The sequence below is a fragment of the Enterobacter sp. R-25 genome (genome assembly GCF_049913205.1).
GTDB classification, from domain to species: Bacteria; Pseudomonadota; Gammaproteobacteria; order Enterobacterales; family Enterobacteriaceae; genus Enterobacter; species Enterobacter ludwigii.
Map to the genome: position 1 here is coordinate 369,217 of NZ_CP183982.1, position 25,574 is coordinate 394,790.

Below are 25,574 nucleotides of genomic sequence, written 5' to 3' on the forward strand. Positions count from 1 at the left end.
AACAAATTTAGAGGGCCTTATGGCAACGTACTATAGCAACGATTTTCGTGCTGGTCTTAAAATCATGATGGACGGCGAACCGTACGCGGTTGAAGCCAGCGAATTCGTTAAACCAGGTAAAGGCCAGGCATTCGCGCGCGTTAAGCTGCGTCGCCTGCTGACCGGTACCCGTGTTGAGAAAACCTTCAAGTCTACTGACTCCGCTGAAGGCGCTGATGTTGTCGATATGAACCTGACTTACCTGTACAACGACGGTGAGTTCTGGCACTTCATGAACAACGAAACGTTCGAGCAGCTGTCTGCGGATGCTAAAGCGATTGGCGATAGCGAAAAATGGCTGCTGGACCAGGCTGAGTGCATCGTGACCCTGTGGAACGGCCAGCCTATCGCTGTTACCCCACCAAACTTCGTAGAGCTGGAAATCGTTGAAACCGACCCAGGTCTGAAAGGTGATACCGCAGGTACTGGCGGCAAGCCAGCTACCCTGTCCACCGGTGCAGTGGTTAAAGTTCCACTGTTCGTACAGACTGGTGAAGTGATCAAAGTAGATACCCGCTCCGGCGAATACGTATCTCGCGTGAAGTAATTTACGTCAAGACTGAAGGCGCAGCGCCCGCTGCGCCTGTTTTTTGCAGGCAGGGATGATGAACCGTACCGTTAAAATTCTGCTTCTGTTAGCGCTGTCCAGCGCGTTGCTTTCCGGCTGTAACACCACGCGTGGAATGGGGGAAGATATCCAGGATCTCGGCCATATCATTTCTCACGCGGCCAGCTAACCCCGTCTAATTTTCCTAAAAATGCGTCCTTTTCCGTCAAACGACGGGATATTGTCTATTCTTAAATTGCTATACACAAAACAACTTTGGCTATAAAAGGACGATATTATGGTTAAGAAGACAATTGCAGCGATCTTTTCAGTCCTGGTACTTTCTTCAGTATTAACAGCCTGTAATACCACGCGTGGCGTTGGTCAGGATATTTCTGAAGGTGGTAGCGCAATCTCTGGTGCGGCAAGTAAAGCACAGCAGTAATTGAATAAACGGTACGGAACCAGACGGGTTTCGTACCGTCAGCTTTCTGATTCCTGCAGGGATAAAAACGGTGAATAACGCGTATCCATATGCAATTTCATGCGGATATTCCGTTTATAGGTATAGACCGTTTTACCGTTAATACTCAGGTGAGCCGCAATTTTCTGATTGCTGGCACCCTCCATCCACAACGTCAGCACTTTCTCCTCCTGGCGCGTCAGCAAAGGCGCGGTTACCTTTGGCTTTTCACTGTTCGCGTGCGAAATGAGTGCGTCGTGGATAACTGTCCCCAGTTGTTCAAGACGGGCATTTTTCAACAGCGATGACCAGACCGGGAATTGTTTCAGCCAGGCGGTCATTTCACTATCCTCACCCGATTGCAGCAAAATAAAGGGCACTCTTTCGCTGGCGTTCAGCAAAGATGAGAGGGACTGAAAGGGATGGACATCCTGTCTGAACCCATGCAGGTCAGCAATGACCAGCGTCGGTTTCCATTGCAGAATGTGCTCTCTGGCGAGGAAAAGATTATTCAGGCCGGTCACAACGACGTTTTCCGGAAATAAACCGGAATGATTGAGCCATGCTTCAAACCCGGTGCGGGTGAAGTGACAACGGTCAATCAAAAGAATTTTGAACATATTATATTCGCAGTCGGCTAGTGGTTTGGCTTCCTGCCATCAGAAAGCACATCATCATAGAGAAGTCGGATGAGTGATAAATGCCTGAACTGCGCGGCATACTGCGGCTATTTCTTGCCTTAACATGTTCAGCACAAAAGGATTGAAAAAAAATCGCACGCTAACCAAAATATGAGGCGTAATCTTTGCCTTGCGGGACGACCCGTAAGCGCTTCCTTCATCGGGGACGGCCCCAACTTGCATTTAAGTTAAGGAGCCTGAAATGTCCTGGATCATTCTTGTTATTGCTGGCCTGCTCGAAGTGGTATGGGCGATAGGTCTGAAGTACACCCACGGTTTTACCCGCCTGACACCCAGCGTTATTACCATCACCGCGATGATTGTGAGTATCGTTTTGCTCTCGTGGGCGATGCGTTCTTTACCGGTGGGGACAGCGTATGCCGTCTGGACGGGAATTGGCGCCGTGGGGGCAGCCATCACGGGGATCCTGCTGTTGGGGGAGTCAGCGAGTCTGGCGCGTATCGCCAGCCTCGCCCTGATTGTGGCCGGTATTATTGGGTTGAAGCTCAGCACCCATTAATGGGGTTGTTCTACCCAGATGAGTTTCGACACATCAAACCCTTGCCGGGTCGCGACGTCCAGCATCTGCTGTTTCATCTCAGGTGAAAGGGTTGGGGTGCGAGAGAGGATCCACAGATAGTTACGATCCGGCCCGCAGACCAGCGCGTGACGGTACTCTCTGTCGAGCGCGATCACGTTATATCCGCCATAGAACGGGCCGAAGAAGGAGACTTTGAGCGCGGCCCGTCGCGGGTCGCCGGTAAAGTACGCTTGTCCAATCGACTGCTGCCACATCTCCCGATCCGTATTATAGCCACGGTTGATAACCTGAATACCGCCGTCATCCATCGGGCTGTAATTTGCCGTGACCTTCTCTAAACCCCGTTCAAAACGGTGGTCAAGGCGCGCGATTTCATACCATGTTCCAAGAAAACGTTGTGCGTCGAAATTGCTGACAACGGTGACGCCGGGAGGGGGAGTAGGGGAGCTGCAGGCAACCACTAAAAACGCGGCTGTCACAGCGGCGATAACAGGCAAAATGCGCATAGGAGTTTCCTTACTGTTTTTTGTTAAGTGTAGATGACAGCAAGGAAAATGCGGGAATTTTGCAGGCCGGGTGGGCATCAGCATCACCCGGCAAGATTTTACTGCAGAGCGCTCAGAATACGGTATGCCGCTTCCACGCGTGCCGGGTTCGGGTAGCTCTTGTTCGCCAGCATAACGATGCCGAGTTCCTTCTCAGGAATAAATGCCACGTAGCTGCCAAATCCGCCCGTCGAGCCTGTTTTATGTACCCATGACGCTTTTACCGGTGGAGCCGGAGGGTTCACTTCTGCCACGGGCAACGGTGCAAGCGCTACCTTGTTGTCGCTGCCCTCCACCACGGTTTTGGCTTCTACCGGCCAGTTGAGCATCTCCCAGCCCAGGCCCTGGTACATCGAGCCTGTGCGCCAGTAGCGAGACTGTGCAAGCGCCATGCCCTGCTTCAGTGAGGCATCTTGTACGCCATCGGGGGCCATGTTAGCCACTACCCAGCTCGCCATATCCTTCACGTTGGTTTTCACGCCATACGCTTCGGCATCGAGCATGCCCGGCGAAACGTGAACCGCTTTACCGTCACGATAACCCCAGGCGTAATGCTGTTCTTCTGCCTTCGGAACGTTAATCCACGTATGGTTCAGGTTAAGCGGCTTCAGGACCCGCTCTGTCATCGCCTGCTCAAAGCGCATGCCAGAAGGTTTCACCGCCAGAGCCCCAAACAGACCGATGCTGGCATTTGCATAAAGACGCGTGGTGCCTGGCGCCCACTGTGGTTGCCAGGACTGGTAAAAACGTAGCAGCGAGGCATTATCGGTAACCTCATCGGGCACCTGTAACGGCAGGCCACCGGCAGTATAGGTTGCCAGGTCCAGCATGCGAACGCCCTGCCACTGTTTGCCGGTCAGCTCAGGCCAGTATTTGGTCACCGGATCGCCCAGCGAAATTTCACCGCGAGCAATAGCATCGCCACCCAGAACGCCGGTGAAAGTTTTGCTGATTGAGCCCAGCTCAAACAGCGTTTGTGCAGTGACGGGTGTGTTCGCGGCGACATCGGCCTTGCCGAAGGTGAAGTAGTGCGGCTGGCCCTGATAGATCACGGCGACCGCCATACCCGGAATAGACTGCGCTTTCATCAGGGGCGTAACGGTACGTTCCACGACCTTCGCCAGTTGTGTTTCTGACATAGGTGCGGCTAATGCAGCGCAGGAGGTGCTGAGCAGCAGGGCGCAGCACAGGGATTTTTTCATCATCAGTTATCTTCCGTAATAGCGAGTCAAGGGAGTGTCCGGGCCCGTCAGACATACCCAGTCTGTTGGATTTGACTGTGGCTGACAAACGGTTAAATTTAGCATTAGCTGTTAATTTTTCTAACGGATGGGTCGATGACACGCAGCTATTTACCGCTTAATTCGCTTCGTGCCTTCGAAGCCGCTGCAAGGCACCTCAGTTTTACTAATGCTGCCATTGAGCTGAATGTCACCCATTCAGCCATCAGTCAGCACGTTAAGACGCTGGAACAACATCTTAACTGTCAGCTGTTTGTCCGGGTTTCGCGCGGATTGATGCTGACGACAGAGGGCGAGAATCTGCTGCCGGTGCTGAACGATTCGTTTGATCGTATCGCCGGCATGCTGGATCGCTTTGCCAGTCATCGCGCGCTGGAGAAGCTTAAAATTGGCGTGGTGGGGACTTTTGCGACCGGGGTGTTGTTCGCGCAGCTGGATGATTTCCGTCGCCGCTATCCGCATATCGATCTGCATCTTTCGACCCATAATAACCGAGTCGATCCGGCCGCCGAAGGGCTTGATTACACGATCCGCTACGGTGGAGGGGCGTGGCATGGCACTGAAGCGACGTTTCTGTGTTCTGCGCCGCTGGCTCCGCTGTGCACGCCTGAAATTGCCGTCGGGCTACAAGCACCGGCGGACATACTAAAATTTACGCTGCTGCGCTCCTACCGACGCGACGAATGGTCGGCGTGGATGCAGGCCGCGGGCGAACTCCCGCCGTCACCAACGCATCGGGTGATGGTGTTTGATTCATCCGTTACCATGCTGGAAGCCGCGCAGGCCGGCGTGGGAATTGCTATCGCGCCTGTGAGTATGTTCACTCATCTGCTGAACAGCGAACGTATCATTCAGCCGTTTGCGACACAGATTGAGCTGGGCAGTTACTGGTTAACCCGATTGCAGTCACGGACAGAAACCCCTGCAATGCGTGAGTTTGCACAGTGGCTGGTGGGGAAAATGCAGAAATGACAGGCCCGCCGGGATGCGGGCCTGATGTATCAGATAGTAACCACGGCAATCAGCGTAACCACCGTCAGGATGGTTGCCAGACCGTAGAACACCCATTTCCCGCTCGGGACATGGATTTTCAGGTCATGCATCGCGTGGTGAATACGGTGCAGGCCACACCACAGCGGCAGGACGATCATCAGGAAGATGAACACACGGCCAATAAAGCTGCTGGCAAAGGCCAGTACTCGCTCGTAACCCAGCGCATCGCCCGGAAACAGCCCCAGTGGCAGCATAATACCGACCAGCAGGATGATGACCGGCGCGATGATGGCGCTCCACATCCCCCCTGCGCCAAACAGTCCCCAGAAGACCGGCTCGTCAGAACGTTTTGGATTTGGATTAATCACAGTAGTCTCCTTACCAGAACAGTGCGACAAACAGAATGACCACAGTGACGAGGATCGTCACGCCCCATAGCCCTTTAATGACCGGCTCTGGCCCCATTTTCTCGTCTTTAATGATGATGTTCGCCGCTTTTGGCGCCAGTTCAAACCAGGTTTTGGTATGAAGCAGCGCTGCCGCGAGCACAATCAGGTTCAGGATCACGATGATGGGGTTTTGCAGGAAGCCGACAAAGCTGGCCCAGGTTTCAGGGCCATGTTTGAGGGCATAAACGCCATACATCAGCTCCAGGCTGAACCAGACCGCCGGCACCGCGGTGCCTTCACGCAGCATATAGAAGCGATAAAACGGCAGTTTCTTCCACCAGGTGGACGGCATTGGCCGCACGTAGGCTTTGCGTTTAGTCGTCATTATGCACTCCTTAGCGTGGTTTCAGGGTGGCGATAAGAAAGTCTTTCGAGCTTTCCACTTTACCCTGCTGAATAGCGGCGGCCGGGTCGACGTGCTTCGGACAGACTTCGGAGCAGTAGCCCACAAAAGTACAGCTCCAGACGCCGTTCTGGCTGTTAAGCTGCGCCATACGTTCTTTTTTACCGTGGTCGCGGCTGTCCTCGTTATAGCGGTGCGCCAGGGTAATGGCCGCCGGGCCAATAAACTCTGGATTCAGGCCAAACTGTGGACACGCGGCGTAGCACAGACCACAGTTGATGCAGCCGGAGAACTGATGGTATTTCGCCATCTGAGCTGGCGTCTGGGTGTTCGTCCCCTGATCCGGCGTACGTGGATTGCCGATGATGTACGGCTTAATCGCTTCCAGACTTTCGATAAAGTGAGTCATATCGACCACCAGATCGCGTTCAATCGGGAAGTTACCCAGCGCTTCTACTTTGATGCCTTTGGTGTATTCACGCAGGAAAGTTTTACAGGCCAGTTTTGGCACCTTGTTGACCATCATGCCGCAGGAGCCGCAGATTGCCATACGGCACGACCAGCGGTAGCTCAGGTCCGGCGCAAGGTTATCTTTGATATAGCCGAGCGCATCCAGCAGAGAGGTTTGCTCGTCATAAGGGACTTCATAGAATGCGCTGTGCGGTGCGGTGTCCACTTCCGGATTGTAGCGCACCACTTCGATTTTCAGTTTCTGCATCTCAGCCATTCGCCTTCTCCTTCTTCTCGGCGGCTTCTGCTTCTGCGCCATACACGCGTTTAGCCGGTGGCAACGTCGTGATTTTCACGTCGCTGTAGTCCAGACGGGTGGTGCCATCCGCATCGCGCCAGGCGAGAGTGTGTTTCAGGAAATTGACGTCATCACGTTCGGTGCAGCCTTCATCAAGACGCTGATGCGCGCCGCGTGACTCTTTACGTGCCAGCGCAGAGTGTGCCATACATTCCGCCACGTTCAGGCCGTGACCCAGCTCAATGGTATAGAGCAGGTCTGTGTTGAACACGCTGGAGGTATCGGTAATGCGCACGCGCTTGAAGCGTTCCTGCAGCTCTGCCAGCTTATCCACGGTTTTTTGCATCAGCTCAGGGGTACGATAGATACCGCAGCCTTCTTCCATCGACAGGCCCATCTCGTCGCGGATTTTCGACCAGTTTTCATTTCCTTCCTGGTTCACCAGGTTTTTCAGCCGTTTTTCGACGTCAACGACCTGGGCATCCAGCGCCGCGCTGTTCGCCTCGCCCGCGGTGGCAGCACGCTCCATCGCACGCTCGCCCGCCATGCGGCCAAAGACCACCAGCTCCGCCAGTGAGTTTGACCCCAGACGGTTAGCACCGTGCAGGCCGACAGAGGAGCACTCGCCCACGGCAAACAGCCCTTTAATGCGGGTTTCGCACTGCTGATCGGTTTCGATACCGCCCATGGTGTAGTGGGCCGTTGGACGTACCGGGATCGGCTCTTTCACCGGATCGACGCCAACGTAGGCTTTTGCCAGTTCGCAAATGAACGGCAGACGTTCCAGCAGTTTCTTCTCGCCAAGATGACGCAGGTCGAGGTAGACCACATCGCCGCGTGGCGTGGCGATGGTGTTGCCTTTGCGCCACTCGTGCCAGAAGGCCTGAGATACTTTGTCGCGCGGGCCCAGTTCCATGTATTTGTTTTTCGGCTCGCCGAGCGGGGTTTCCGGGCCCATGCCGTAATCCTGCAGATAGCGGTAGCCATTTTTATTGACCAGGATACCGCCTTCACCACGACAACCTTCCGTCATCAGAATGCCGGAGCCTGGCAGACCAGTAGGGTGATACTGCACGAACTCCATATCCCGCAGCGGCACGCCGTGGCTAAGCGCCATGCCCATGCCGTCACCGGTGACGATACCGCCGTTGGTGTTGTAGCGGTAAACACGCCCCGCACCGCCGGTAGCCATGACCACCGCGTTGGCGCGGATCTGGACGAGGGTGCCTTCCATCATGTTCATCGCCACCAGACCGCGCGCATGACCGTCATCAACCAGAATGTCGAGGACGAAATGTTCGTCAAAGCGCTGAATCTGTGGGAACTGAAGGGAGGTCTGGAACAGGGTGTGCAACATGTGGAAGCCGGTTTTATCGGCGGCGAACCAGGTGCGTTCGATCTTCATCCCGCCGAAGCGGCGAACGTTGACGCTGCCGTCCGGACGACGGCTCCACGGACATCCCCACTGTTCAAGCTGGGTCATCTCCGTAGGACAATGGTGTACAAAGTAGTCAACGACATCCTGCTCGCAAAGCCAGTCGCCCCCTGCAACCGTGTCGTGGAAATGGTATTCGAAGCTGTCATGATCCTGCGCAACGGCGGCGGATCCTCCTTCTGCGGCAACCGTATGGCTGCGCATCGGATAGACTTTTGAAATCAATGCGATTTTAGCGTTGGGATTAGCTTGTGCTGCAGCAATCGCAGCACGTAATCCAGCCCCGCCAGCGCCTATAACGGCAAGATCGGCTTGAAAAGTTTGCACGACATTCCTCCAGATTTTTGTTATTTCGCAACGCGATAAACTAAAGGTAGTTCACCCGTCCAAAAGGACGATTGCGAAAGCGTTTCCACTGCTCCTTTATGGGTAAAGTAGTATAACCGCGTGGATGTCAGGGAAATTTGACGTGTTCGATTTTTTTGCTGTTCTGTGCGGCGATTTATCGCGGTGAGTAATGAATTTCGTTGCGCAATTGTTCACCTAAATGAAATGCGCTTTTTTACTGCGCAAAATTTGTCTCCGTCCCTGGTAACGAGTAGACTTCGTGCCCTTGTCTGAAATCGGAGAAAAACTCATGAGCGAAACGGCCACCTGGCAGCCGAGCGCATCCATCCCCAACCTGCTAAAACGCGCTGCAATTATGGCGGAGATCCGCCGCTTCTTTGCCGACCGCGGCGTCCTTGAGGTGGAAACCCCGTGCATGAGTCAGGCAACGGTTACGGATATTCATCTGGTCCCGTTTGAAACCCGTTTTGTTGGTCCTGGCCACTCACAGGGCATGAATTTGTATCTGATGACCAGTCCGGAATACCACATGAAACGCCTGCTGGCGGCAGGGTGTGGCCCGGTCTATCAGCTGTGCCGCAGTTTCCGTAATGAAGAGATGGGGCGTCACCACAATCCCGAATTCACCATGCTGGAGTGGTACCGTCCGCATTATGATATGTACCGCCTGATGAACGAGGTGGACGATCTGCTGCAGCAGGTGCTGGAGTGCTCAGAAGCGGAAACGCTCTCTTATCAGCAGGTTTTCCAGCGTTACCTGGAAATTGATCCGCTCTCTGCGGATAAAGCGCAGCTGCGCGAAGTGGCGGCAAAACTGGATCTGAGCAACGTGGCAGATACCGAAGAAGACCGCGACACGCTGCTGCAACTGCTCTTCACCTTTGGCGTTGAACCGCAAATTGGCAAAGACCGGCCGACGTTTGTATATCACTTCCCGGCAAGCCAGGCTTCGCTGGCGCAGATCAGCACCGAAGATCACCGTGTGGCGGAGCGTTTTGAGGTCTATTACAAAGGTATCGAGCTGGCGAACGGCTTCCACGAACTGACCGACGCACGCGAACAGCAGCAGCGTTTTGAGCAGGATAACCGCAAGCGCGCGGCACGTGGTCTGCCGCAGCAGCCGATTGATACCCATCTGCTGGAAGCATTGAAAGCGGGTCTGCCGGACTGCTCCGGCGTGGCGCTGGGCGTTGATCGTCTGGTGATGCTGGCGCTGGGTGCAGAACAGCTGGGCGAAGTGATCGCGTTTACGGTCGATCGCGCATAACGCACCGTATTGCCGGGTAGCGCTGTCGCTTACCCGGCTCACCTCTGATGTCAATTAACCTTTCCATTTCCGCACGACAACATTAAAAACTGCCACATTCTCTGTACGCAGGTCTTTTTCTTAATTCGCCCCTAATAGCCACAATATTAATCTGGTCTTCTGCTACCATCCGCGCAGTTTAACTTCCTTTGGATGGCGCTATGTCCCAGTCACTTAAAAAGATGACCCTCACCGGGCTCATCCTGATGATTTTCACCTCCGTCTTTGGCTTTGCCAACAGCCCGTCGGCTTTCTATCTGATGGGCTACAGCGCAACGCCGTTCTACATCCTCTCGGCTCTGTTTTTCTTCATACCGTTTGCGCTGATGATGGCGGAAATGGGGGCGGCCTACCGCAAAGAAGAGGGCGGGATCTATTCCTGGATGAACAACAGCATCGGCCCGCGCTACGCGTTTATCGGCACGTTTATGTGGTTCTCCTCGTATGTGGTCTGGATGGTCAGTACGGCGGCCAAGGTCTGGGTACCGTTCTCAACGTTTGTTTTCGGCAGCGATCACACTCAGGTCTGGTCTTTGGCCGGTCTGAGCTCCACGCAGGTGGTCGGGATTCTGGCCGTCTGCTGGATGGTGGTTGTAACGCTGGTGGCGTCTAAGGGCATCAACAAAATTGCCCGTATTACCGCCGTGGGCGGGATCTCGGTGATGTGCCTGAACCTGGTGCTGCTGGTGGTCAGCATTGCCATTCTGTGCCTGAACGGCGGACATTTCGCTCAGGAGGTGAACTTCGTTTCCTCACCCAACCCGAGCTATCAGTCCGGGCTCGCTATGCTCTCCTTTGTGGTGTTTGCCATTTTTGCGTACGGCGGTATTGAGGCGGTGGGCGGCCTGGTCGACAAGACCGAGAACCCGGAAAAGAACTTTGCGAAAGGCATTATTTTTGCCGCAATAGTTATCTCCATTGGCTATTCGCTGGCAATTTTCCTCTGGGGCGTCAGCAGCAACTGGCAGCAGGTACTCAGCAACAACACCACTAACCTGGGCAACATTACCTATGTGCTGATGAAAAGCCTGGGGATGACGCTGGGACAAGCGATGAATCTGACACCGGAAGCGGCGGCAACGATGGGCGTCTGGTTTGCACGCATCACCGGCTTGTCCATGTTTCTTGCCTATACCGGCGCGTTTTTCACGCTGATTTACTCTCCGTTGAAAGCGATAATTCAGGGCACGCCAAAAGCGCTGTGGCCTGCACGCATGACGCAACTGAATACCGCAGGTATGCCCGCCAACGCCATGTGGATGCAGTGCCTGCTGGTCTGCGTGTTCATTTTGCTGGTGTCGTTTGGTGGGGATACCGCGTCAGCGTTTTATAACAAGCTGACCCTGATGGCGAACGTGTCGATGACGCTGCCTTATCTCTTTCTGAGCCTGGCCTTCCCGTTCTTTAAGGCGAAGGAGGATCTTGAGCGTCCGTTTGTGATTTTCAAAACGCGCGCCGCCACGCTGCTGGCAACCACGGTGGTGGTGCTGGTAGTGGCATTCGCCAACATCTTTACCGTTATTCAGCCGGTGATTGAGGCGAATGACTGGAGTAGCGCACTGTGGATGGTGGGCGGCCCAGTCTTCTTCTCGCTGCTGGCGATGGGGATTTATGAGAATTACCGCCGACGTTCTGTGGCGTTGCTGACGGAAGTGGCGTAGCGGTTAAACATTCCCCTCCCGGAAGGGAGGGGAGAAGGGTTACAGACTTCCTGCCGGGCGTGTGCGCGCCGCTGACGTTAACGTTCTTCCCGTTTTACGCCCGTCCAGGCTTTCCAGACGCATCTGGAACGGTGGGAACGGCATATCAATGCCGTGCTCACGGAACCCTGCCAGAATCAGCTGGTGGATCTCATGACGCAGTGGCATACGGTGTCCCATTTCGGCGGCGTAAATACGCAGTTCGAAAATCTGGATCCCCTGTTGTAAATCCACCAGGAACACTTCTGGCGCCGGGTTATCGATCACGAATGAACAGCGCTCTGCGGCGGTGTAGAGGATCTGAGTGACCTCTTCGCTGTTGGCATCCGCCGGCGCAGGTACCGTCAGCACCACACGCGTGACGGAGTCTGACAGCGACCAGTTGATAAACTGCTCGGTAATAAACGCCTTGTTCGGCACGATGATCTCTTTACGGTCCCAGTCGCTGATGGTGGTGGCGCGCGTGTTGATCCTGGTGATGCTGCCGGTCAAATCGCGGATCGTTACCGTATCGCCAATACGAATCGGTTTTTCGAACAGAATAATCAGGCCAGAGATAAAGTTGGCGAAGATCTCCTGTAAGCCAAACCCTAACCCCACACCAAGTGCCGCCACCAGCCACTGCAGTTTCGACCATTCAATACCAATCATTGAGAAGCCGACCAGCCCGCCAAACAGCATGATCAGATATTTGGTGATGGTGGTAATTGCATATCCCGTCCCCGGGGTTAAATCGAGATGCTGCAGCAGGGCCAGCTCCAGCAGCGCCGGGAAGTTACGCACCAGCTGGGTGGTGATGATCAACACCAGAATGGCAATCAACACCGCGCCTAAGGTAATCGGCTCCAGGCTCTCCACACCTTGTACCGTGGACGTTACGTCCCACAGGGAGATGTTTTCCAGGAAGCCAAACGCGGAGTGAATTTCCGACCACAGGAAGATCACCGACAGCAGTGCAATCAGCATCAGGATGGAGCGTACCAGTCGCAGGGATTGGGTACTGATGGCATCCAGATCCAGCTCGACTTCGTCAGCTTCCGTCGTGCCTTCTGTGCTGTTGACATGGTTTGGCTCTTCCTCGCCACGCGCACGCTGGGCGAGGATCTCTGCCCGTCGGTGCTTGGCACGGTCGAACGCCAGACGGCGGCGCTGGATCAGCATCCAGCGGCGTATCACGTGATACACCACCAGAAGCAGGAACCAGATCGCCACCGAGGTTTCAAGCCTCGCCAGCAGCGCCTTGGCGGTCGCCAGGTAACCCACCGTCGCTGCCAGCATGGCAATCAGCGGTGCGCTCAGCAGCAGGTTCCAGAGCAGCCGGTTGAACATGTTGTCGCCGTTACCGGATTTATCCAGATAGAGCGGGATACCGGCGCGTTTCAGGCTGAGCGTGACAATTGCCAGCGCCCCGCATATCAGCATAAAGCAGAGGCGGCCCAGCGACCCTGAGAATTCCCGGTCATTAAGTTTATCGAACATGATCAGCGCCATAATCAGCGGCACAATCAGTCCGATGCTCATCAGGTAGTAACGCATGGCGCGTGCAACGCGATTACGCGGCCAGCCGAAGTGAGCGATGAACAAACCGTTGGGCCGCGCGAACGTGGCGCAAATCATTACCACCCACAGCAGTGGCACCGTGGCAGTGACGCCATCGCCAATGGCCACCGCGAGCGGGTAGGGCCAGGCTTCCCGCAGGCCATATCCAAGCGTCATCCACAGGACCGGTAGCGGTGAGGCGACGAGAATCGACCAGAAGACGGTGCGTAACGTCTGCCAGAAGTGATCCTGCGTAACTTTCCCCACCCGGGCGCTGGAGCGCTCCAGGAATCGGGTGAAATACCGGCGCGAGTAAATGCTGAAGCCCACCAGAATCAGCGCGGCCAGCAGCGGGAAAATGGTCTCTTTACTGGTGAGCATCATCACGCTGGCCTGGCCCAGCTGGCTGAAGGTATCCAGCGAAATAAGGCGGCGCAGATCCTGAACAATCTCAATCGGCCACGAGAAGGTCATCGGCCGCACGTCGGAGGTCCAGAAGAGATAACGGTGCGTTGCCTCATTCACCTCTTTCAGCGCATCTTCCAGTTGGCTATTAGAGACCTTGAGCTTGGTCAGTTCCAGAATCAGCGTATCCCCGCCCTGGAGCAGGGAGTTCAGCAGTTCACGCTGGGTACGCAACTGGGCTTCCAGAATGCGGTTCTGCTCGCTGGTCAGCGGCTGTCCGTCAGCCTGACGGATCTGGCGGATTTGCGGCTGTTTGTTGAGCAGATCCTCAAAGTGCAGTCGCTGCACGCGCAGCTGAGCCATTTCGGTATCCAGCTGTTGCGGTTTGGGCATTTCCGGCAGGCGTGAGACCTGCGCGCGTAACGCCTCACCCAGCAGGTTTGATGACCCTAGCCACTGGGACTGCTCACGCAACGTGTTAAGCGCCTGGCGGACCTGCAGGGTTTGATTGGTAGCCTGACGCTGTTGCGAGGCCACCAGGTCCATACGCTGCGCCTGTTGATTCAGCGCCGCAGAGAGCTCGCGGTTGACCTTAAACTGCTCAACGATGCCGCTGGGCAGGTTCGCGCTGTTTTCCGCCAGCAGTTCGGTGCTTTCAAGCGCACGCTCGGCTTCGCGCTGCCGCTGGCTGTTAAGCTGATTACGCAGGGCCTGCAGATATGCATCCAGCTGTTCGCTCTGCTTCTGCGCCAGTTCAGAGCGCATCCGCGACAGCTCCTGGCGGTTATTGGCGGACAGCTGCGCCAGCTCCAGTTCATCAACAAGGGCTTTGAGGCGAGCAGATTCGGCCTGCAGCCCCAGATTTTGCGCCTGCGCTTGCGGCGTGTTGCCGCTTTGCGTGCCAACGCGACGCTCAACTTCATTAAGCTGGCGGCGGGCATCGGTTTGCTGCTGGGGAAGCTGGCTGAGCGAGTCGGCAATTTCACGCGCCCGCTCCTGCTCCTGCTGAGCCAGACGGCTCTTTTCCAGAAGCTGGCTGCTGACCTGGAGGATCTCCTGATTCAGTGCATCAGAAGACATGTCCGCCGGTATATCGCGCGGTTCATCACGCAGATTACTGAGCTGCGAGCGCAGCGTTTGCGAGAGTTTCGGGAAGTTGTCGATAACCTGCTGATATTGCTGCGCACGCTCAAGGGAGCCTTTTCGCTCCGCAAGCGCGTTCAGGGCGGACTGGAGCGACTCAACGGTCTCTGGCTGAGCGGGTTTTGCCGCTTTTGCCTGCTCCAGTTCCTGGGTTATCTGTTTTGCGTCGGGGGCTGTCGCTGCGTACGCCCCCATGCTGAGGCACCAGGCCATCAGTAGAACGATAATCGGGCGCACGTCAGCGATCCTTCTGTTATTAGCCTTCGTCTTTTTTGTCGTCAACCAGCGGGCTGGCGTCGTGCTCGGCGTCGATCTCTTCTTGGGACAACGGTGCAGGTTCTGCCACCGGCGTTACGAAGGTTTCGGTAGAGACGGCCAGCGGCTGACCCAGTTTGGTGACCGACAGGCTTTCAAGCTGTTCGGCCAGCTTAACTTTACCCGGTGCAAACAGGTTGATAACGGTTGAGCCCAGCTTGAAGCGACCCATCTCCTGACCTTTCAGCAGGGCGACAGAGCCTTCTTCTTCACCGGCAGGCCAGGTCCAGCGCTTGATCACGCCTTCACGTGGTGGGGTGATGGTGCCAGCCCAGACGGTTTCAATGCTGCCGACAATGGTCGCGCCCACCAGAATCTGCGCCATAGGGCCGAATTCAGTATCAAACAGGCAGATGACGCGTTCGTTACGGGCGAACAGGTTAGGTACGTTCTGCGCCGTGAGGTGGTTCACGGAGAACAGATCGCCCGGAACGTAGATCATTTCACGCAGGATACCGTTGCACGGCATGTGCACGCGGTGATAGTCGCGCGGTGAGAGATAGGTGGTCGCGAAGGTCCCGTTACGGAACAGCTCCGCCATCAGGTAGTTACCTGCCAGCAACGCTTCCAGGCTGTAGTTATGGCCTTTCGCCTGCAGGATTTTGTCGTCTTCGATGTGACCCAGTTGGCTAATCACGCCATCTGCAGGCATCACCAGCACGTTAGGGTCCGTATTCAGCGGGCGCACGTCGTCGCGCAGTGGGCGGACGAAAAACTCGTTGAAGGTGCGGTAGCTGGCGGTATCCGGCTTCTGCGCCTCTTTCATGTCGACCTTGTAATATTTTACGAAAAGGTCGATGACCAGTTTGGTCAGCCAGCCCGCTCGTTTGCTCGCGCCCCAGCCCGCCAGGCGAGTGAGCCACAGTTTCGGCAGAATGTATTGAAGCGAAAGTTTAAATGAGTTTAACAAGGTAGCCTCCAGGCCATTGTTTTGTCGTTCCTGATCCGGCCGCAAAGCGCCGGAACCTGAAAAAAGGGGACGATTTTAGCGATGCTTAGCTTAGTTGTCAGTTATCAGAATCAGAAAAGTTTTTACGCGTTTTTACCTGATCCATGCTCTCGAGAATGCGGTGGTAGTTTTCAAAGCGGGTCTCCGCTATTTCGCCTTTCTCGACCGCTTCACGGATAGCGCAGCCCGGGTCATTGTCATGTTTACAGTCGCGGTATTTGCAAGCACCTAAATAATCATGGAATTCGACAAATCCGTTGAAGATTTGTTCCGGCTCAAGGTGCCACAAACCGAATTCACGCACGCCCGGGGAGTCAATGACATCGCCGCCGTGCGGGAAGTGATACAGGCGTGACGCGGTTGTGGTGTGCTGGCCCAGGCCAGAAACATCAGACACATCGTTGGTCACGATCTCTTGCTGGAGGCCGAGAAGGTTGTTCAGCAGGCTCGATTTGCCCACACCGGACTGTCCCGCAAAGATGCTGATGCGATCGGTAAGCGCCTCTTCAAGCGGTTTCAGACCATCTTTGGTATAGCTGGAAACCATCAGAACGCGATACCCGATGTTACGGTAGATATCCATCTGCTCGTTGACGAAGTTCATACCGTCTTCATCGAGCAGATCGATTTTGTTAAGTACGATGATCGGTTCAACCTGCAGCGTTTCACAGGCGACAAGGTATCGGTCGATAATATTGAGCGAAAGTTCGGGCAAAATCGCCGAGACGATAACGATCTGGTTAATGTTAGCTGCGATAGGTTTAACCCCGTCGTAGAAATCGGGACGGGTCAGTACCGACGTACGCGCGTGGACCGCCTCAACGATGCCTTTTACCGTGACGCCTTCCGCCGCTTCTTTACCCGGGCGCCAGACCACGCGATCGCCGGTCACCAGAGAACGAATCGTCCGGCGGATGTTGCAGCGGTGAATCTCACCGTTGGCGGATTCCACGTCGGCGTGCATACCGAAACGGCTGATGACGATGCCTTCCATCGGTTCGCCAAACAGGTTGTCGTCGTAATCGACCTTCTCCGAAGTGGTTTTAAGACGGCGCTGGTGATTGGCATTCACACGGCGCTGCTGCCCTTTGGAGAGTTTATTTTTACTCAATCGCGCTGACTCCTGGTCGCCCGTAAGGGGCAAAACCTCTATGATACACTCTAATTAATACTAGTTAACCTGCTACAGCCGGTTATGCGAGAAGGGTGGAAAATAACATGAGCGCGGATGAAAACAACCTGATTTGGATCGATCTTGAAATGACCGGGCTGGATCCCGAGCGCGATCGCATTATTGAGATTGCAACCCTGGTGACCGATGCCAACCTGAATATTCTGGCGGAAGGGCCGACTATCGCGGTTCATCAGTCCGACGACCAGCTTGCGTTAATGGATGAGTGGAACGTGCGCACCCACACGGGGAGCGGGCTGGTGGAGCGCGTTAAGGCTAGCACCATGGGCGATCGCGAGGCGGAGCTGGCAACGCTTGCGTTTCTGAAACAGTGGGTTCCGGCGGGCAAATCACCTATCTGCGGTAACAGCATCGGTCAGGATCGCCGTTTTCTGTTTAAGTACATGCCGGAGCTGGAGTCTTACTTCCATTACCGCTATCTGGATGTGAGCACCCTGAAAGAGCTGGCGCGTCGCTGGAAACCGGAAATCCTGGATGGCTTTAAAAAGCAGGGAACGCATCAGGCCATGGACGATATCCGTGAGTCCGTGGCCGAACTGGCGTATTATCGCGAGAACTTTATTAAGCTGTAATTCAGGCGGTTGCCGGGGGCGTTGCGCGTTACCCGGCCTACAGAACGCATGAATGGTGTAAAAACGTGCAAAGCGATGAATATTCCATCACTTGAACTGAATTTCACAAAAAACGCTTTTAGGGGGGTTGCAGCTAAACGGATTTCTCGTATAATGCGCCTCCCGTAACGACAGAGAAATACACGTTACGACAGCAACAAAAGCAGTGCAAATTTGCGGGAATAGCTCAGTTGGTAGAGCACGACCTTGCCAAGGTCGGGGTCGCGAGTTCGAGTCTCGTTTCCCGCTCCAAAATTTGAAGGTGCTTCTAAAGCACAGACCACCCAAGCGGGAATAGCTCAGTTGGTAGAGCACGACCTTGCCAAGGTCGGGGTCGCGAGTTCGAGTCTCGTTTCCCGCTCCAAAATTTGAAAGTGCTTCCACAGCACGGACCACCCAAGCGGGAATAGCTCAGTTGGTAGAGCACGACCTTGCCAAGGTCGGGGTCGCGAGTTCGAGTCTCGTTTCCCGCTCCAAATTCTTATCATCTCCAGATTATCCACAGCGGAATGCTTCGTTGGGGACATTTTCTATTGCATCTGAAATACTCTTGTGAACAGAGTTATCCACAGAAGCCCTACTCAGTTACAGACCAGAAGAAAATTAGCAGGGTGAATAATATCTTCGTAACATACTGAATTTAATGAAGTAAATTTCATTTCAAAATGTTATTTAGATCACTTGACCTCATTGCCAGCCCCGATGGCGCTTGAGTTTTTATTTTTATTCACAGGCTGTGAATATATCAAGCATCCCGTACAAGCCCTTTTTCAATCACTCTCACCAGCCGTTGTTTCTTCGGCAGCTGCACCTCGACAACGCAGGCATTGCGCTTCTCGATTTGCTGCGCAATCGCCCATTCTATGTGTTCATCAAGAAGTGGGTGCTCACCTCTGCGACTTTCGAGCGCCTGAATAGTGGCTTCATCCCAGGATGCATTACCCAGCGCAACGGCGACATTTCGTAACCAGCGCAGATGCCCAATACGCCGAATGGCGGATCCTTCGGTGACTTTCAGGAACCAGGCCTCACTCCAGGCGAAGAGCTCGATAAGCTGAGGCGCATGAAGCGCTTTACGAGGACTGAAATCGTCTTCATCCGTAAGCTGCGAGTAACGATTCCAGGGGCAGATCAGCTGGCAGTCATCGCAGCCGTAGATACGGTTCCCGATAAGCGGACGGAATTCTTCCGGTATCGCCCCTTCGAGTTCAATGGTGAGATAGGAGATGCAGCGGCGCGCATCCACCGTATAAGGCTCAACGATGGCACCCGTCGGGCAAATGGTCATGCAGGCCACGCAGCGCCCGCAACCTTCCTCTACCGGACCATCTACCGGCAGCGGCAAATCTATGAGCAGTTCACCGAGGAAAAAGAACGATCCGGCGTCGCGGCTAAGGATAAGTGAGTGCTTACCTGTCCAGCCAAGCCCGGCTTTTTCTGCTATCGGGCGCTCAAGAACAGGCGCAGAGTCTACAAACGGTCTAAAATTCAGCGACACACAGTGCTGCTGAATAGTTTCCCCAAGTTTTTTTAAACGGTTACGCAGAAGCTTATGGTAATCACGGCCCAGGGCGTACCGGCTGACGTAACCGAGAGCGGGATTTTTTAACGTGCGAGCAAACGCCGCGTTGGCGGGCAGGTAGTTCATGCGTACGCTGATGACGCGTAATGTACCGGGCAACAGCTCGTGTGGGCGGGCACGCATCATGCCATGACGCGCCATCCACTCCATTTCGCCATGGTATTGTTTATCCAGCCATGCCTGCAGTTTCGGCTCGCTGGCGGAGAGGTCGGTATCGGTGATACCCACCTTCTGGAAGCCAAGCTCAGCACCCCACTGTTTAATTTTTTGCGCTAATTCATTGAGATCGAGGGGCTGTGACATGACGGACCATACTGTGAAGAAAAACCCCGAAAGTATACCACATTCCATCTGGCATGCGGATGACCTCCGGCACGCCGAAAAAGAGGCCGCAGACAGCCTCGGCATTACCCTGTATGAACTGATGCAACGCGCGGGCGAAGCGGCGTTTAACGTTGCCCGCACGGCTTACCCTGAATCGTCGCACTGGCTGATTTTATGCGGACACGGCAATAACGGCGGTGACGGTTATGTCGTTGCCCGGCTGGCGGTTGCCGCCGGGATCCACGTGACGTTGCTGGCGCTGGAGAGCGATAAACCGCTGCCAGAAGAGGCCAGTGCGGCGCGGGAAGCCTGGCTGAACGCGGGCGGTGTTATACATGCCACCGATATCGTCTGGCCGGAAGAGATTGATGTGATTATTGATGGCCTGCTGGGCACCGGACTACGCAGTGCGCCGCGCGACCCGGTTGCCACCCTGATTGCACGTGCCAATGCCCACAGCGCGCCGGTGGTGGCCCTGGATATACCTTCTGGCCTGATGGCGCAAACCGGCACGACGCCGGGCGCGGTGATTCAGGCCGCGCACACCGTTGCCTTTATCGCCCTGAAACCGGGGCTGCTTACCGGTAAAGCACGGGATGTCACGGGAACGTTGCACCATAACGCACTGGGGCTGGAGAGCTGGCTTGCCGGGCAGGAAACTCACGTTTCGCGCGTTGATGCTTCGCTGCTGGCACAGTGGCTACCGCCGCGCCGCCCGACGTCCCATAAAGGCGATCACGGCAGGCTGGTGATCATTGGAGGTGACCACGGCACGGCGGGGGCTATCCGCATGACGGGGGAAGCGGCATTGCGTTGCGGTGCCGGCTTAGTGCGGGTACTGACGCGCATCGAAAATAGTGCGCCAATTATTACGGCCCGCCCGGAGCTGATGGTGCATGAATTGACGCCGCAGTCGCTTGAAGAGAGTCTCGAATGGGCGGATGTCGTGGTCATTGGCCCGGGGCTTGGGCAGCAGGCCTGGGGGAAACAGGCCCTGCAGAAGGTCGAGAATTTTCGTAAACCGATGCTGTGGGATGCCGACGCGCTGAACCTTCTGGCAATCAATCCTGATAAGCGTCACAATCGCATTCTGACGCCGCACCCCGGCGAAGCCGCGCGCCTGCTTAACTGCAGCGTGGCAGAAATTGAAAGCGATCGCTTACTTTCTGCCCGGCGTCTGGTAAAACGTTACGGAGGTGTTGCCGTTCTGAAAGGGGCAGGAACCGTTGTCGCCAGCGACGAGGCACTGGGCATTGTCGATGCCGGAAATGCGGGCATGGCGAGCGGCGGAATGGGCGATGTGCTTTCCGGCATCATTGGCGCATTGCTTGGACAGAAACTTCCCCTTTATGATGCAGCCTGCGCTGGCTGTGTGGCCCATGGTGTCGCGGCGGATAAGCTGGCGGCACGTTACGGTACACGCGGAATGCTGGCCACCGATCTTTTTTGCACGCTACGGCGTGTTGTTAACCCGGATGTGATTGACGTAGAAAATGACTAATCGAGCGATTTCTTTACCTGATGAACAAGCCACTTTAGATCTTGGCAAACGCGTGGCACAGGCCTGTCAGGGGGCAACCGTCATTTATCTGTATGGTGATTTAGGTGCGGGTAAAACCACCTTCAGCCGGGGTTTTCTGCAGGCGTTAGGCCATAAAGGCAATGTGAAAAGCCCAACCTACACGCTGGTAGAACCGTACACCCTTGAAAATCTCATGGTGTACCACTTTGATTTATACCGCCTTGCGGATCCCGAGGAGCTGGAATTTATGGGGATCCGTGATTATTTTGCCAATGATGCCATCTGCCTGGTGGAGTGGCCGCAACAAGGTGCGGGTGTGTTGCCTGACCCGGATGTCGAAATTCACTTAGATTACCAGGCACAAGGGCGTGAGGCACGCATCAGTGCTGTTTCCTCATCAGGTAGTTCCTTACTGGCGCGTCTGGCCGGTTAAGCGTAGGGATGACGGGATGATTAGTCGCGTTAAAGGTTGGTTATTGGCTGCCACGGTGCTGCTGTGCGCGCAAGCCGGGGCGGCAAGCCTCTCGGATATTCAGGTGTCGAACGGCGAAAGCCAGGCCAGGATCACGTTCAGCTTTATGGGCGATCCGGAATATGCTTTTTCACAGCCAGACAGCCACAGCGTGGCGCTGGATATCAAACAAACCGGGGTTATCCAGGGGTTACCGCTCCAGTTCAGCGGCAATAATCTGGTTAAAAGCATTCGTTCCGGCTCGCCAAAAGATAGCCAGTCATTGCGTCTGGTGGTCGACCTAACCGAAAAGGGTAAAACCAGAGCGGTTAAGCAGCAAAACGGTGCGAATTATACGGTGGTCTTTACCATCAACGCTGACGCCCCTCCGCCGCCTCCGCCTCCACCGGTGGTGGCGAAACGCGTGGAAGAGCCGGTATATACCCCGCGCCCATCCGAACCGGCACGTAATCCGTTTAAAACGGACAGCGACCGCATTACCAGCGTTACCAGCAGCAATACCGTGACGCGGCCGGCGGCCAGCGCACGTCGCGCGGTCAGCGGTGATAAAGTGATTATCGCCATTGATGCGGGGCACGGCGGTCAGGATCCCGGCGCAATTGGCCCGGGCGGTACGCGGGAGAAAAATGTCACCATCGCGGTTGCCCGTAAGCTGCGGACGCTGCTAAATGACGACCCTATGTTTAAAGGCGTGCTGACGCGCGACGGCGATTACTTTATCTCGGTGATGGGCCGCTCGGATGTGGCACGTAAGCAAAATGCCAATTTCCTGGTGTCCATTCATGCGGATGCCGCGCCAAACCGTAACGCCACGGGAGCCTCAGTGTGGGTGCTGTCAAACCGTCGGGCGAACAGTGAAATGGCAAACTGGCTTGAAGAGCATGAGAAACAGTCCGAACTGTTAGGTGGCGCGGGTGATGTGCTGGCAAACAGCCAGGCCGATCCGTATCTCAGCCAGGCGGTGCTGGATTTACAATTCGGTCATTCCCAACGCGTCGGGTATGATGTCGCCACAAATGTATTGAACCAGCTGCAGGGCATCGGGTCATTGCACAAGCGCCGTCCGGAGCATGCGAGCCTGGGCGTTCTGCGATCGCCGGATATTCCATCGATTCTGGTGGAAACAGGCTTTATCAGTAATAACGCTGAAGAACGCCTGCTGGGCAGCGACAGCTATCAGCAGCAAATTGCCGAAGCGATCTATAACGGTCTGCGTAAATACTTTGATGCGCATCCGCTGCAGTCCGCGCCACAGGGCGGTGCCGCCCAGACGGCCAGCGCAGCGCAGCCAGGTGAGATGACCGCGACCAACTAAGGAGAATTCATGCCGATTCAGGTTCTACCGCCGCAGCTCGCGAACCAAATCGCCGCCGGTGAGGTGGTGGAGCGCCCTGCATCGGTGGTGAAGGAGCTGGTAGAAAACAGCCTTGATGCGGGGGCCACCCGCATTGATATTGATATCGAACGCGGCGGCGCAAAGCTGATTCGCATTCGTGACAACGGCTGTGGAATTAAAAAAGACGAGCTGGCGTTAGCGCTGGCGCGTCATGCCACCAGTAAAATTGCCTCTCTTGATGACCTGGAAGCGATCATCAGCCTCGGTTTTCGCGGGGAAGCGCTGGCCAGTATCAGCTCCGTTTCCCGTCTCACGCTCACCTCCCGTACCGCTGAACAGCAGGAAGCCTGGCAGGCGTACGCCGAAGGGCGTGATATGGACGTGACGATTAAACCAGCGGCGCATCCGGTCGGTACGACGCTGGAAGTGCTGGATCTGTTTTATAACACCCCCGCCCGACGCAAGTTTATGCGTACCGAAAAAACCGAGTTTGGGCATATCGATGAGATCATTCGTCGCATTGCCCTGGCGCGGTTTGACGTGACCATTAACCTTAGCCATAACGGCAAAGTCATGCGCCAGTACCGCGCTGTGGCGGAAGGTGGGCAAAAAGAGCGCCGCTTGGGCGCTATCTGCGGCGTACCGTTCCTAGAGCACGCGCTGGCCATTGAGTGGCAGCATGGCGATCTGGCCATGCGCGGCTGGGTGGCTGACCCCAACGCGAGCAGCGCCGCCTTCGCTGAGATCCAGTATTGCTACGTGAACGGCCGCATGATGCGTGACCGCCTCATCAACCACGCCATTCGTCAGGCCTGTGAAGATAAACTGGGCGCAGATCAGCAACCCGCGTTTGTGCTCTATCTAGAAATCGATCCTCACCAGGTGGACGTTAACGTCCATCCTGCCAAGCATGAAGTACGGTTCCACCAGTCACGTCTGGTGCATGATTTTATCTATCAGGGCGTGTTGAGCGTATTGCAACAGCAGGCTGAACCGACGCTGCCGCTGGAAAAAGAAGAACCCGCCCCGCGCGCGTTTCCGGAAAACCGTGTTGCAGCGGGCCGGAACCATTTTGCTGAACCTGCCGTGGCGCGTGAGCCGGATGCCCCGCGTTTCTCTGCTGCGGGTAGCACACCGCGCCCAACGGGAGCGAACTATCCGAATGCCCAGCCTGGCTATCAAAAACAGCAGGGAGCGTTGTACCGCAAATTGCTGGAAACTCCCGCGGTGGAGCGCAAAGCGCCTGTCGGGGTGCCAGCGCCTTCGCTGGATGGCCACAGCCAGAGTTTTGGCCGGGTTCTGACGATTATTGCACCGGATATGGCGCTGCTGGAGCGCGAAGGCCACGTGATGCTTCTGGCATTGCCGGTGGCGGAACGCTGGCTTAAACAAGTGCAACTTACTCCGGGTGAAAACGCGGCCTGTGCACAACCGCTGCTGATCCCCGTTCGGCTAAAAATATCCCCTGAAGAAACAGGGGTACTGCGTCGCGCAGAGGCCCTGTTGGCGCAGATGGGCATTGAAATGGTGCTCGAACCACAACATGTGACCATTCGCGCAGTGCCTTTACCCTTACGCCAACAAAATTTACAAAACTTGATTCCTGAACTGATAGGCTACCTGGCGCAGCAAACGTCGTTTGATGCCGCCAACACCGCGCAGTGGATCGCCCGCCATCTGGCAAGCGAACATACGCCGTGGAGTATGGCGCAGGCCATTAGCGTGCTGGCGGAGGTTGAACGCCTTTGTCCGCATCTGGTGAAGACACCGCCAGGTGGGTTATTACAACCTGTTGATTTACAAACGGCGATGAATGCCCTGAAACATGATTGACGTAAGCAAGGCGAGCCTGCCAAAGGCGATTTTTTTAATGGGCCCTACGGCCTCCGGCAAAACGGCACTGGCCATTGAGTTGCGTAAAGTTTTGCCTGTAGAGTTGATTAGTGTCGATTCTGCCCTTATCTACCGAGGGATGGACATCGGCACGGCGAAGCCTGACGCAGACGAACTGCGTGCGGCACCGCATCGTTTGCTGGATATTCTCGACCCGGCTCAGGCATACTCCGCAGCGGATTTCCGCCGCGATGCGTTAGCCGAGATGGCCGAGATAACGGCGGCGGGACGTATACCGCTGTTGGTTGGCGGAACCATGCTTTATTTCAAGGCGTTGCTGGAGGGGCTTTCACCTCTGCCATCAGCGGATCCGGAAGTAAGAGCAAAAATTGAGCAGCAGGCGGCAGAGCAGGGATGGGACGTTTTGCATAAGCAACTGGCCGAGATTGACCCGGTTGCCGCAGCACGGATCCATCCAAATGATCCGCAAAGGCTTTCCCGGGCACTGGAAGTTTTTTTCATTTCGGGTAAAACTTTAACGGAACTGACGCAAACGTCAGGAGACGCTCTGCCGTATCAGGTGCATCAGTTCGCCATCGCCCCGGCGAGCCGTGAACTGCTCCATCAACGAATTGAGCAGCGTTTTCATCAGATGTTAGCTTCAGATTTTGAAGCAGAAGTGCGGGCGCTATTTGCCCGTGGAGATTTGCATACGGATATGCCTTCCGTTCGTTGTGTGGGATACCGCCAGATGTGGTCATATCTTGAAGGCGAGATTTCATATGATGAAATGGTTTATCGAGGTGTTTGCGCCACGAGACAGTTAGCGAAGCGCCAGATCACCTGGTTGCGCGGTTGGGACGGTGTTCACTGGTTAGACAGTGAAAAACCGCAACAGGCGTTAAACGAAGTGATTGAGGTTGTTGGTGATATCGCTCACTGAATGTGTACAATTGAGTCGTATCGTGCGCAA

At 55.5% G+C, this 25,574-nt stretch carries 24 protein-coding genes and 3 tRNA genes; 16 read left to right on the forward strand and 11 right to left on the reverse strand.

Features of this window, described 5'->3' with window-relative positions:
- The first annotated feature begins 19 nt into the window (after positions 1-19).
- From efp to ecnB, 3 genes are all read left to right on the forward strand, one after another.
- Positions 20-586, forward strand: a complete 567-nt coding sequence (efp, locus tag ACN9MQ_RS01745) for an elongation factor P (protein ID WP_014882207.1) — start codon at positions 20-22, stop codon at positions 584-586.
- Between the two features lie 58 nt (positions 587-644).
- Positions 645-776, forward strand: coding sequence for an entericidin A/B family lipoprotein (locus ACN9MQ_RS01750; protein ID WP_025206267.1), 132 nt, complete (start codon positions 645-647; stop codon positions 774-776).
- A gap of 108 nt (positions 777-884) precedes the next feature.
- Positions 885-1,031, forward strand: a complete 147-nt coding sequence (ecnB, locus tag ACN9MQ_RS01755; RefSeq protein ID WP_014168289.1) for a lipoprotein toxin entericidin B — start codon at positions 885-887, stop codon at positions 1,029-1,031.
- Between the two features lie 38 nt (positions 1,032-1,069).
- On the opposite strand, the gene ACN9MQ_RS01760 is transcribed toward ecnB, so the two are convergent.
- On the reverse strand, positions 1,070-1,669 hold the full coding sequence (locus tag ACN9MQ_RS01760; protein ID WP_014168290.1) for a LuxR C-terminal-related transcriptional regulator: 600 nt from the start codon (positions 1,667-1,669) through the stop codon (positions 1,070-1,072).
- 262 nt (positions 1,670-1,931) lie between these two features.
- On the opposite strand from ACN9MQ_RS01760, the gene sugE reads away from it, so the two are divergent.
- Entirely contained in the window at positions 1,932-2,249 is a 318-nt protein-coding gene (gene sugE, locus ACN9MQ_RS01765) for a quaternary ammonium compound efflux SMR transporter SugE (protein ID WP_014168291.1), read from the forward strand.
- Here the strand turns inward: sugE and ACN9MQ_RS01770 are convergent.
- Together ACN9MQ_RS01770 and blaACT are read right to left on the reverse strand one after the other, a co-directional pair.
- Positions 2,246-2,776 (reverse strand): lipocalin family protein, encoded by a 531-nt coding sequence (locus tag ACN9MQ_RS01770; RefSeq protein ID WP_309164092.1) that lies wholly within the window; start codon positions 2,774-2,776, stop codon positions 2,246-2,248. The genes sugE and ACN9MQ_RS01770 overlap by 4 nt on opposite strands.
- Positions 2,777-2,874: 98 nt before the next feature.
- Positions 2,875-4,020 carry an ACT family cephalosporin-hydrolyzing class C beta-lactamase gene (gene blaACT / locus ACN9MQ_RS01775; protein ID WP_410377576.1) on the reverse strand — a complete coding sequence of 382 codons (1,146 nt, stop codon included), beginning with the start codon at positions 4,018-4,020 and terminating at the stop codon, positions 2,875-2,877.
- Positions 4,021-4,152: 132 nt separating this feature from the next.
- Between blaACT and ampR the strand changes: the two genes are divergently transcribed.
- Entirely contained in the window at positions 4,153-5,028 is an 876-nt protein-coding gene (gene ampR / locus ACN9MQ_RS01780; protein WP_040018449.1) for a LysR family transcriptional regulator AmpR, read from the forward strand.
- 29 nt (positions 5,029-5,057) lie between these two features.
- Here the strand turns inward: ampR and frdD are convergent, their stop codons facing one another.
- From frdD to frdA, 4 genes are read right to left on the reverse strand one after another with little or no spacing between them, the layout of a single operon-like run.
- A complete protein-coding gene (gene frdD, locus ACN9MQ_RS01785; RefSeq protein ID WP_020882959.1) occupies positions 5,058-5,417 on the reverse strand; it encodes a fumarate reductase subunit FrdD in 360 nt (119 codons plus the stop codon).
- 10 nt (positions 5,418-5,427) lie between these two features.
- Positions 5,428-5,823, reverse strand: coding sequence for a fumarate reductase subunit FrdC (gene frdC, locus ACN9MQ_RS01790; protein WP_014168296.1), 396 nt, complete (start codon positions 5,821-5,823; stop codon positions 5,428-5,430).
- A 10-nt stretch (positions 5,824-5,833) separates the two neighbouring features.
- Positions 5,834-6,568, reverse strand: a complete 735-nt coding sequence (gene frdB / locus ACN9MQ_RS01795; protein ID WP_020882957.1) for a fumarate reductase iron-sulfur protein — start codon at positions 6,566-6,568, stop codon at positions 5,834-5,836.
- On the reverse strand, positions 6,561-8,351 hold the full coding sequence (gene frdA, locus ACN9MQ_RS01800; protein WP_148576603.1) for a fumarate reductase (quinol) flavoprotein subunit: 1,791 nt from the start codon (positions 8,349-8,351) through the stop codon (positions 6,561-6,563). The genes frdB and frdA overlap by 8 nt, the downstream gene beginning before the upstream one ends.
- A gap of 310 nt (positions 8,352-8,661) precedes the next feature.
- Here frdA and epmA point away from each other — a divergent pair, with 310 nt between their 5' ends.
- Together epmA and yjeM are read left to right on the forward strand one after the other, a co-directional pair.
- Complete coding sequence (gene epmA / locus ACN9MQ_RS01805; RefSeq protein ID WP_020882955.1) at positions 8,662-9,639, forward strand: elongation factor P--(R)-beta-lysine ligase; 978 nt, start codon at positions 8,662-8,664, stop codon at positions 9,637-9,639.
- A gap of 200 nt (positions 9,640-9,839) precedes the next feature.
- Positions 9,840-11,339: a glutamate/gamma-aminobutyrate family transporter YjeM gene (gene yjeM, locus ACN9MQ_RS01810; RefSeq protein WP_148576602.1), complete on the forward strand. Its 1,500-nt coding sequence runs from the start codon at positions 9,840-9,842 to the stop codon at positions 11,337-11,339.
- Between the two features lie 39 nt (positions 11,340-11,378).
- Here yjeM and mscM read toward each other — a convergent pair whose 3' ends face one another.
- From mscM to rsgA, 3 genes are all read right to left on the reverse strand, one after another.
- Positions 11,379-14,702 (reverse strand): miniconductance mechanosensitive channel MscM, encoded by a 3,324-nt coding sequence (gene mscM / locus ACN9MQ_RS01815; protein WP_426262675.1) that lies wholly within the window; start codon positions 14,700-14,702, stop codon positions 11,379-11,381.
- A gap of 19 nt (positions 14,703-14,721) precedes the next feature.
- A complete protein-coding gene (gene asd / locus ACN9MQ_RS01820; RefSeq protein WP_426021259.1) occupies positions 14,722-15,690 on the reverse strand; it encodes an archaetidylserine decarboxylase in 969 nt (322 codons plus the stop codon).
- 97 nt (positions 15,691-15,787) lie between these two features.
- Complete coding sequence (gene rsgA / locus ACN9MQ_RS01825; RefSeq protein ID WP_020882951.1) at positions 15,788-16,840, reverse strand: small ribosomal subunit biogenesis GTPase RsgA; 1,053 nt, start codon at positions 16,838-16,840, stop codon at positions 15,788-15,790.
- Between the two features lie 107 nt (positions 16,841-16,947).
- Between rsgA and orn the strand changes: the two genes are divergently transcribed.
- The 4 genes from orn (at position 16,948) to ACN9MQ_RS01845 (ending at position 18,008) form a co-directional block, all read left to right on the forward strand.
- Positions 16,948-17,493: an oligoribonuclease gene (gene orn, locus ACN9MQ_RS01830; protein WP_025206260.1), complete on the forward strand. Its 546-nt coding sequence runs from the start codon at positions 16,948-16,950 to the stop codon at positions 17,491-17,493.
- 215 nt (positions 17,494-17,708) lie between these two features.
- A tRNA-Gly gene (locus ACN9MQ_RS01835) sits at positions 17,709-17,784 on the forward strand.
- Positions 17,785-17,820: 36 nt separating this feature from the next.
- Positions 17,821-17,896, forward strand: a tRNA-Gly gene (locus tag ACN9MQ_RS01840).
- A gap of 36 nt (positions 17,897-17,932) precedes the next feature.
- Positions 17,933-18,008, forward strand: a tRNA-Gly gene (locus tag ACN9MQ_RS01845).
- A 269-nt stretch (positions 18,009-18,277) separates the two neighbouring features.
- On the opposite strand, the gene queG is transcribed toward ACN9MQ_RS01845, so the two are convergent.
- Positions 18,278-19,417 (reverse strand): tRNA epoxyqueuosine(34) reductase QueG, encoded by a 1,140-nt coding sequence (gene queG / locus ACN9MQ_RS01850; RefSeq protein ID WP_426021258.1) that lies wholly within the window; start codon positions 19,415-19,417, stop codon positions 18,278-18,280.
- Here queG and nnr point away from each other — a divergent pair.
- Genes nnr through miaA form a run of 5 tightly spaced genes read left to right on the forward strand, consistent with a single transcriptional unit; the run spans position 19,416 to position 25,544 of the window.
- Positions 19,416-20,939: a bifunctional ADP-dependent NAD(P)H-hydrate dehydratase/NAD(P)H-hydrate epimerase gene (nnr, locus tag ACN9MQ_RS01855; RefSeq protein ID WP_025206258.1), complete on the forward strand. Its 1,524-nt coding sequence runs from the start codon at positions 19,416-19,418 to the stop codon at positions 20,937-20,939. The two genes, queG and nnr, sit on opposite strands and share 2 nt — an antisense overlap.
- Positions 20,932-21,393 carry a tRNA (adenosine(37)-N6)-threonylcarbamoyltransferase complex ATPase subunit type 1 TsaE gene (gene tsaE / locus ACN9MQ_RS01860; RefSeq protein ID WP_020882947.1) on the forward strand — a complete coding sequence of 154 codons (462 nt, stop codon included), beginning with the start codon at positions 20,932-20,934 and terminating at the stop codon, positions 21,391-21,393. The genes nnr and tsaE overlap by 8 nt, the downstream gene beginning before the upstream one ends.
- 16 nt (positions 21,394-21,409) lie before the next feature.
- Positions 21,410-22,747, forward strand: a complete 1,338-nt coding sequence (amiB, locus tag ACN9MQ_RS01865) for an N-acetylmuramoyl-L-alanine amidase AmiB (RefSeq protein ID WP_014168308.1) — start codon at positions 21,410-21,412, stop codon at positions 22,745-22,747.
- Between the two features lie 9 nt (positions 22,748-22,756).
- Positions 22,757-24,601 (forward strand): DNA mismatch repair endonuclease MutL, encoded by a 1,845-nt coding sequence (gene mutL / locus ACN9MQ_RS01870; protein WP_416436122.1) that lies wholly within the window; start codon positions 22,757-22,759, stop codon positions 24,599-24,601.
- A complete protein-coding gene (gene miaA, locus ACN9MQ_RS01875) occupies positions 24,594-25,544 on the forward strand; it encodes a tRNA (adenosine(37)-N6)-dimethylallyltransferase MiaA (protein ID WP_014168310.1) in 951 nt (316 codons plus the stop codon). Before mutL ends, miaA begins: the two co-directional genes overlap by 8 nt.
- Positions 25,545-25,574: the final 30 nt, after the last annotated feature.

Excerpts from the sequence above, each read along its gene's own strand:
- frdB (WP_020882957.1), bottom strand. The coding sequence starts at position 6,568 with ATGGCTGAGATGCAGAAACTGAAAATCGAAGTGGTGCGCTACAATCCG.
- efp (WP_014882207.1), top strand. The coding sequence starts at position 20 with ATGGCAACGTACTATAGCAACGATTTTCGTGCTGGTCTTAAAATCATG.
- orn (WP_025206260.1), top strand. The coding sequence starts at position 16,948 with ATGAGCGCGGATGAAAACAACCTGATTTGGATCGATCTTGAAATGACC.
- ACN9MQ_RS01760 (WP_014168290.1), bottom strand. The coding sequence starts at position 1,669 with ATGTTCAAAATTCTTTTGATTGACCGTTGTCACTTCACCCGCACCGGG.
- ecnB (WP_014168289.1), top strand. The coding sequence starts at position 885 with ATGGTTAAGAAGACAATTGCAGCGATCTTTTCAGTCCTGGTACTTTCT.
- queG (WP_426021258.1), bottom strand. The coding sequence starts at position 19,417 with ATGTCACAGCCCCTCGATCTCAATGAATTAGCGCAAAAAATTAAACAG.
- ampR (WP_040018449.1), top strand. The coding sequence starts at position 4,153 with ATGACACGCAGCTATTTACCGCTTAATTCGCTTCGTGCCTTCGAAGCC.
- amiB (WP_014168308.1), top strand. The coding sequence starts at position 21,410 with ATGATTAGTCGCGTTAAAGGTTGGTTATTGGCTGCCACGGTGCTGCTG.
- sugE (WP_014168291.1), top strand. The coding sequence starts at position 1,932 with ATGTCCTGGATCATTCTTGTTATTGCTGGCCTGCTCGAAGTGGTATGG.
- yjeM (WP_148576602.1), top strand. The coding sequence starts at position 9,840 with ATGTCCCAGTCACTTAAAAAGATGACCCTCACCGGGCTCATCCTGATG.
- tsaE (WP_020882947.1), top strand. The coding sequence starts at position 20,932 with ATGACTAATCGAGCGATTTCTTTACCTGATGAACAAGCCACTTTAGAT.
- mutL (WP_416436122.1), top strand. The coding sequence starts at position 22,757 with ATGCCGATTCAGGTTCTACCGCCGCAGCTCGCGAACCAAATCGCCGCC.
- ACN9MQ_RS01770 (WP_309164092.1), bottom strand. The coding sequence starts at position 2,776 with ATGCGCATTTTGCCTGTTATCGCCGCTGTGACAGCCGCGTTTTTAGTG.
- frdC (WP_014168296.1), bottom strand. The coding sequence starts at position 5,823 with ATGACGACTAAACGCAAAGCCTACGTGCGGCCAATGCCGTCCACCTGG.
- miaA (WP_014168310.1), top strand. The coding sequence starts at position 24,594 with ATGATTGACGTAAGCAAGGCGAGCCTGCCAAAGGCGATTTTTTTAATG.
- nnr (WP_025206258.1), top strand. The coding sequence starts at position 19,416 with ATGACGGACCATACTGTGAAGAAAAACCCCGAAAGTATACCACATTCC.
- blaACT (WP_410377576.1), bottom strand. The coding sequence starts at position 4,020 with ATGATGAAAAAATCCCTGTGCTGCGCCCTGCTGCTCAGCACCTCCTGC.
- ACN9MQ_RS01750 (WP_025206267.1), top strand. The coding sequence starts at position 645 with ATGAACCGTACCGTTAAAATTCTGCTTCTGTTAGCGCTGTCCAGCGCG.
- epmA (WP_020882955.1), top strand. The coding sequence starts at position 8,662 with ATGAGCGAAACGGCCACCTGGCAGCCGAGCGCATCCATCCCCAACCTG.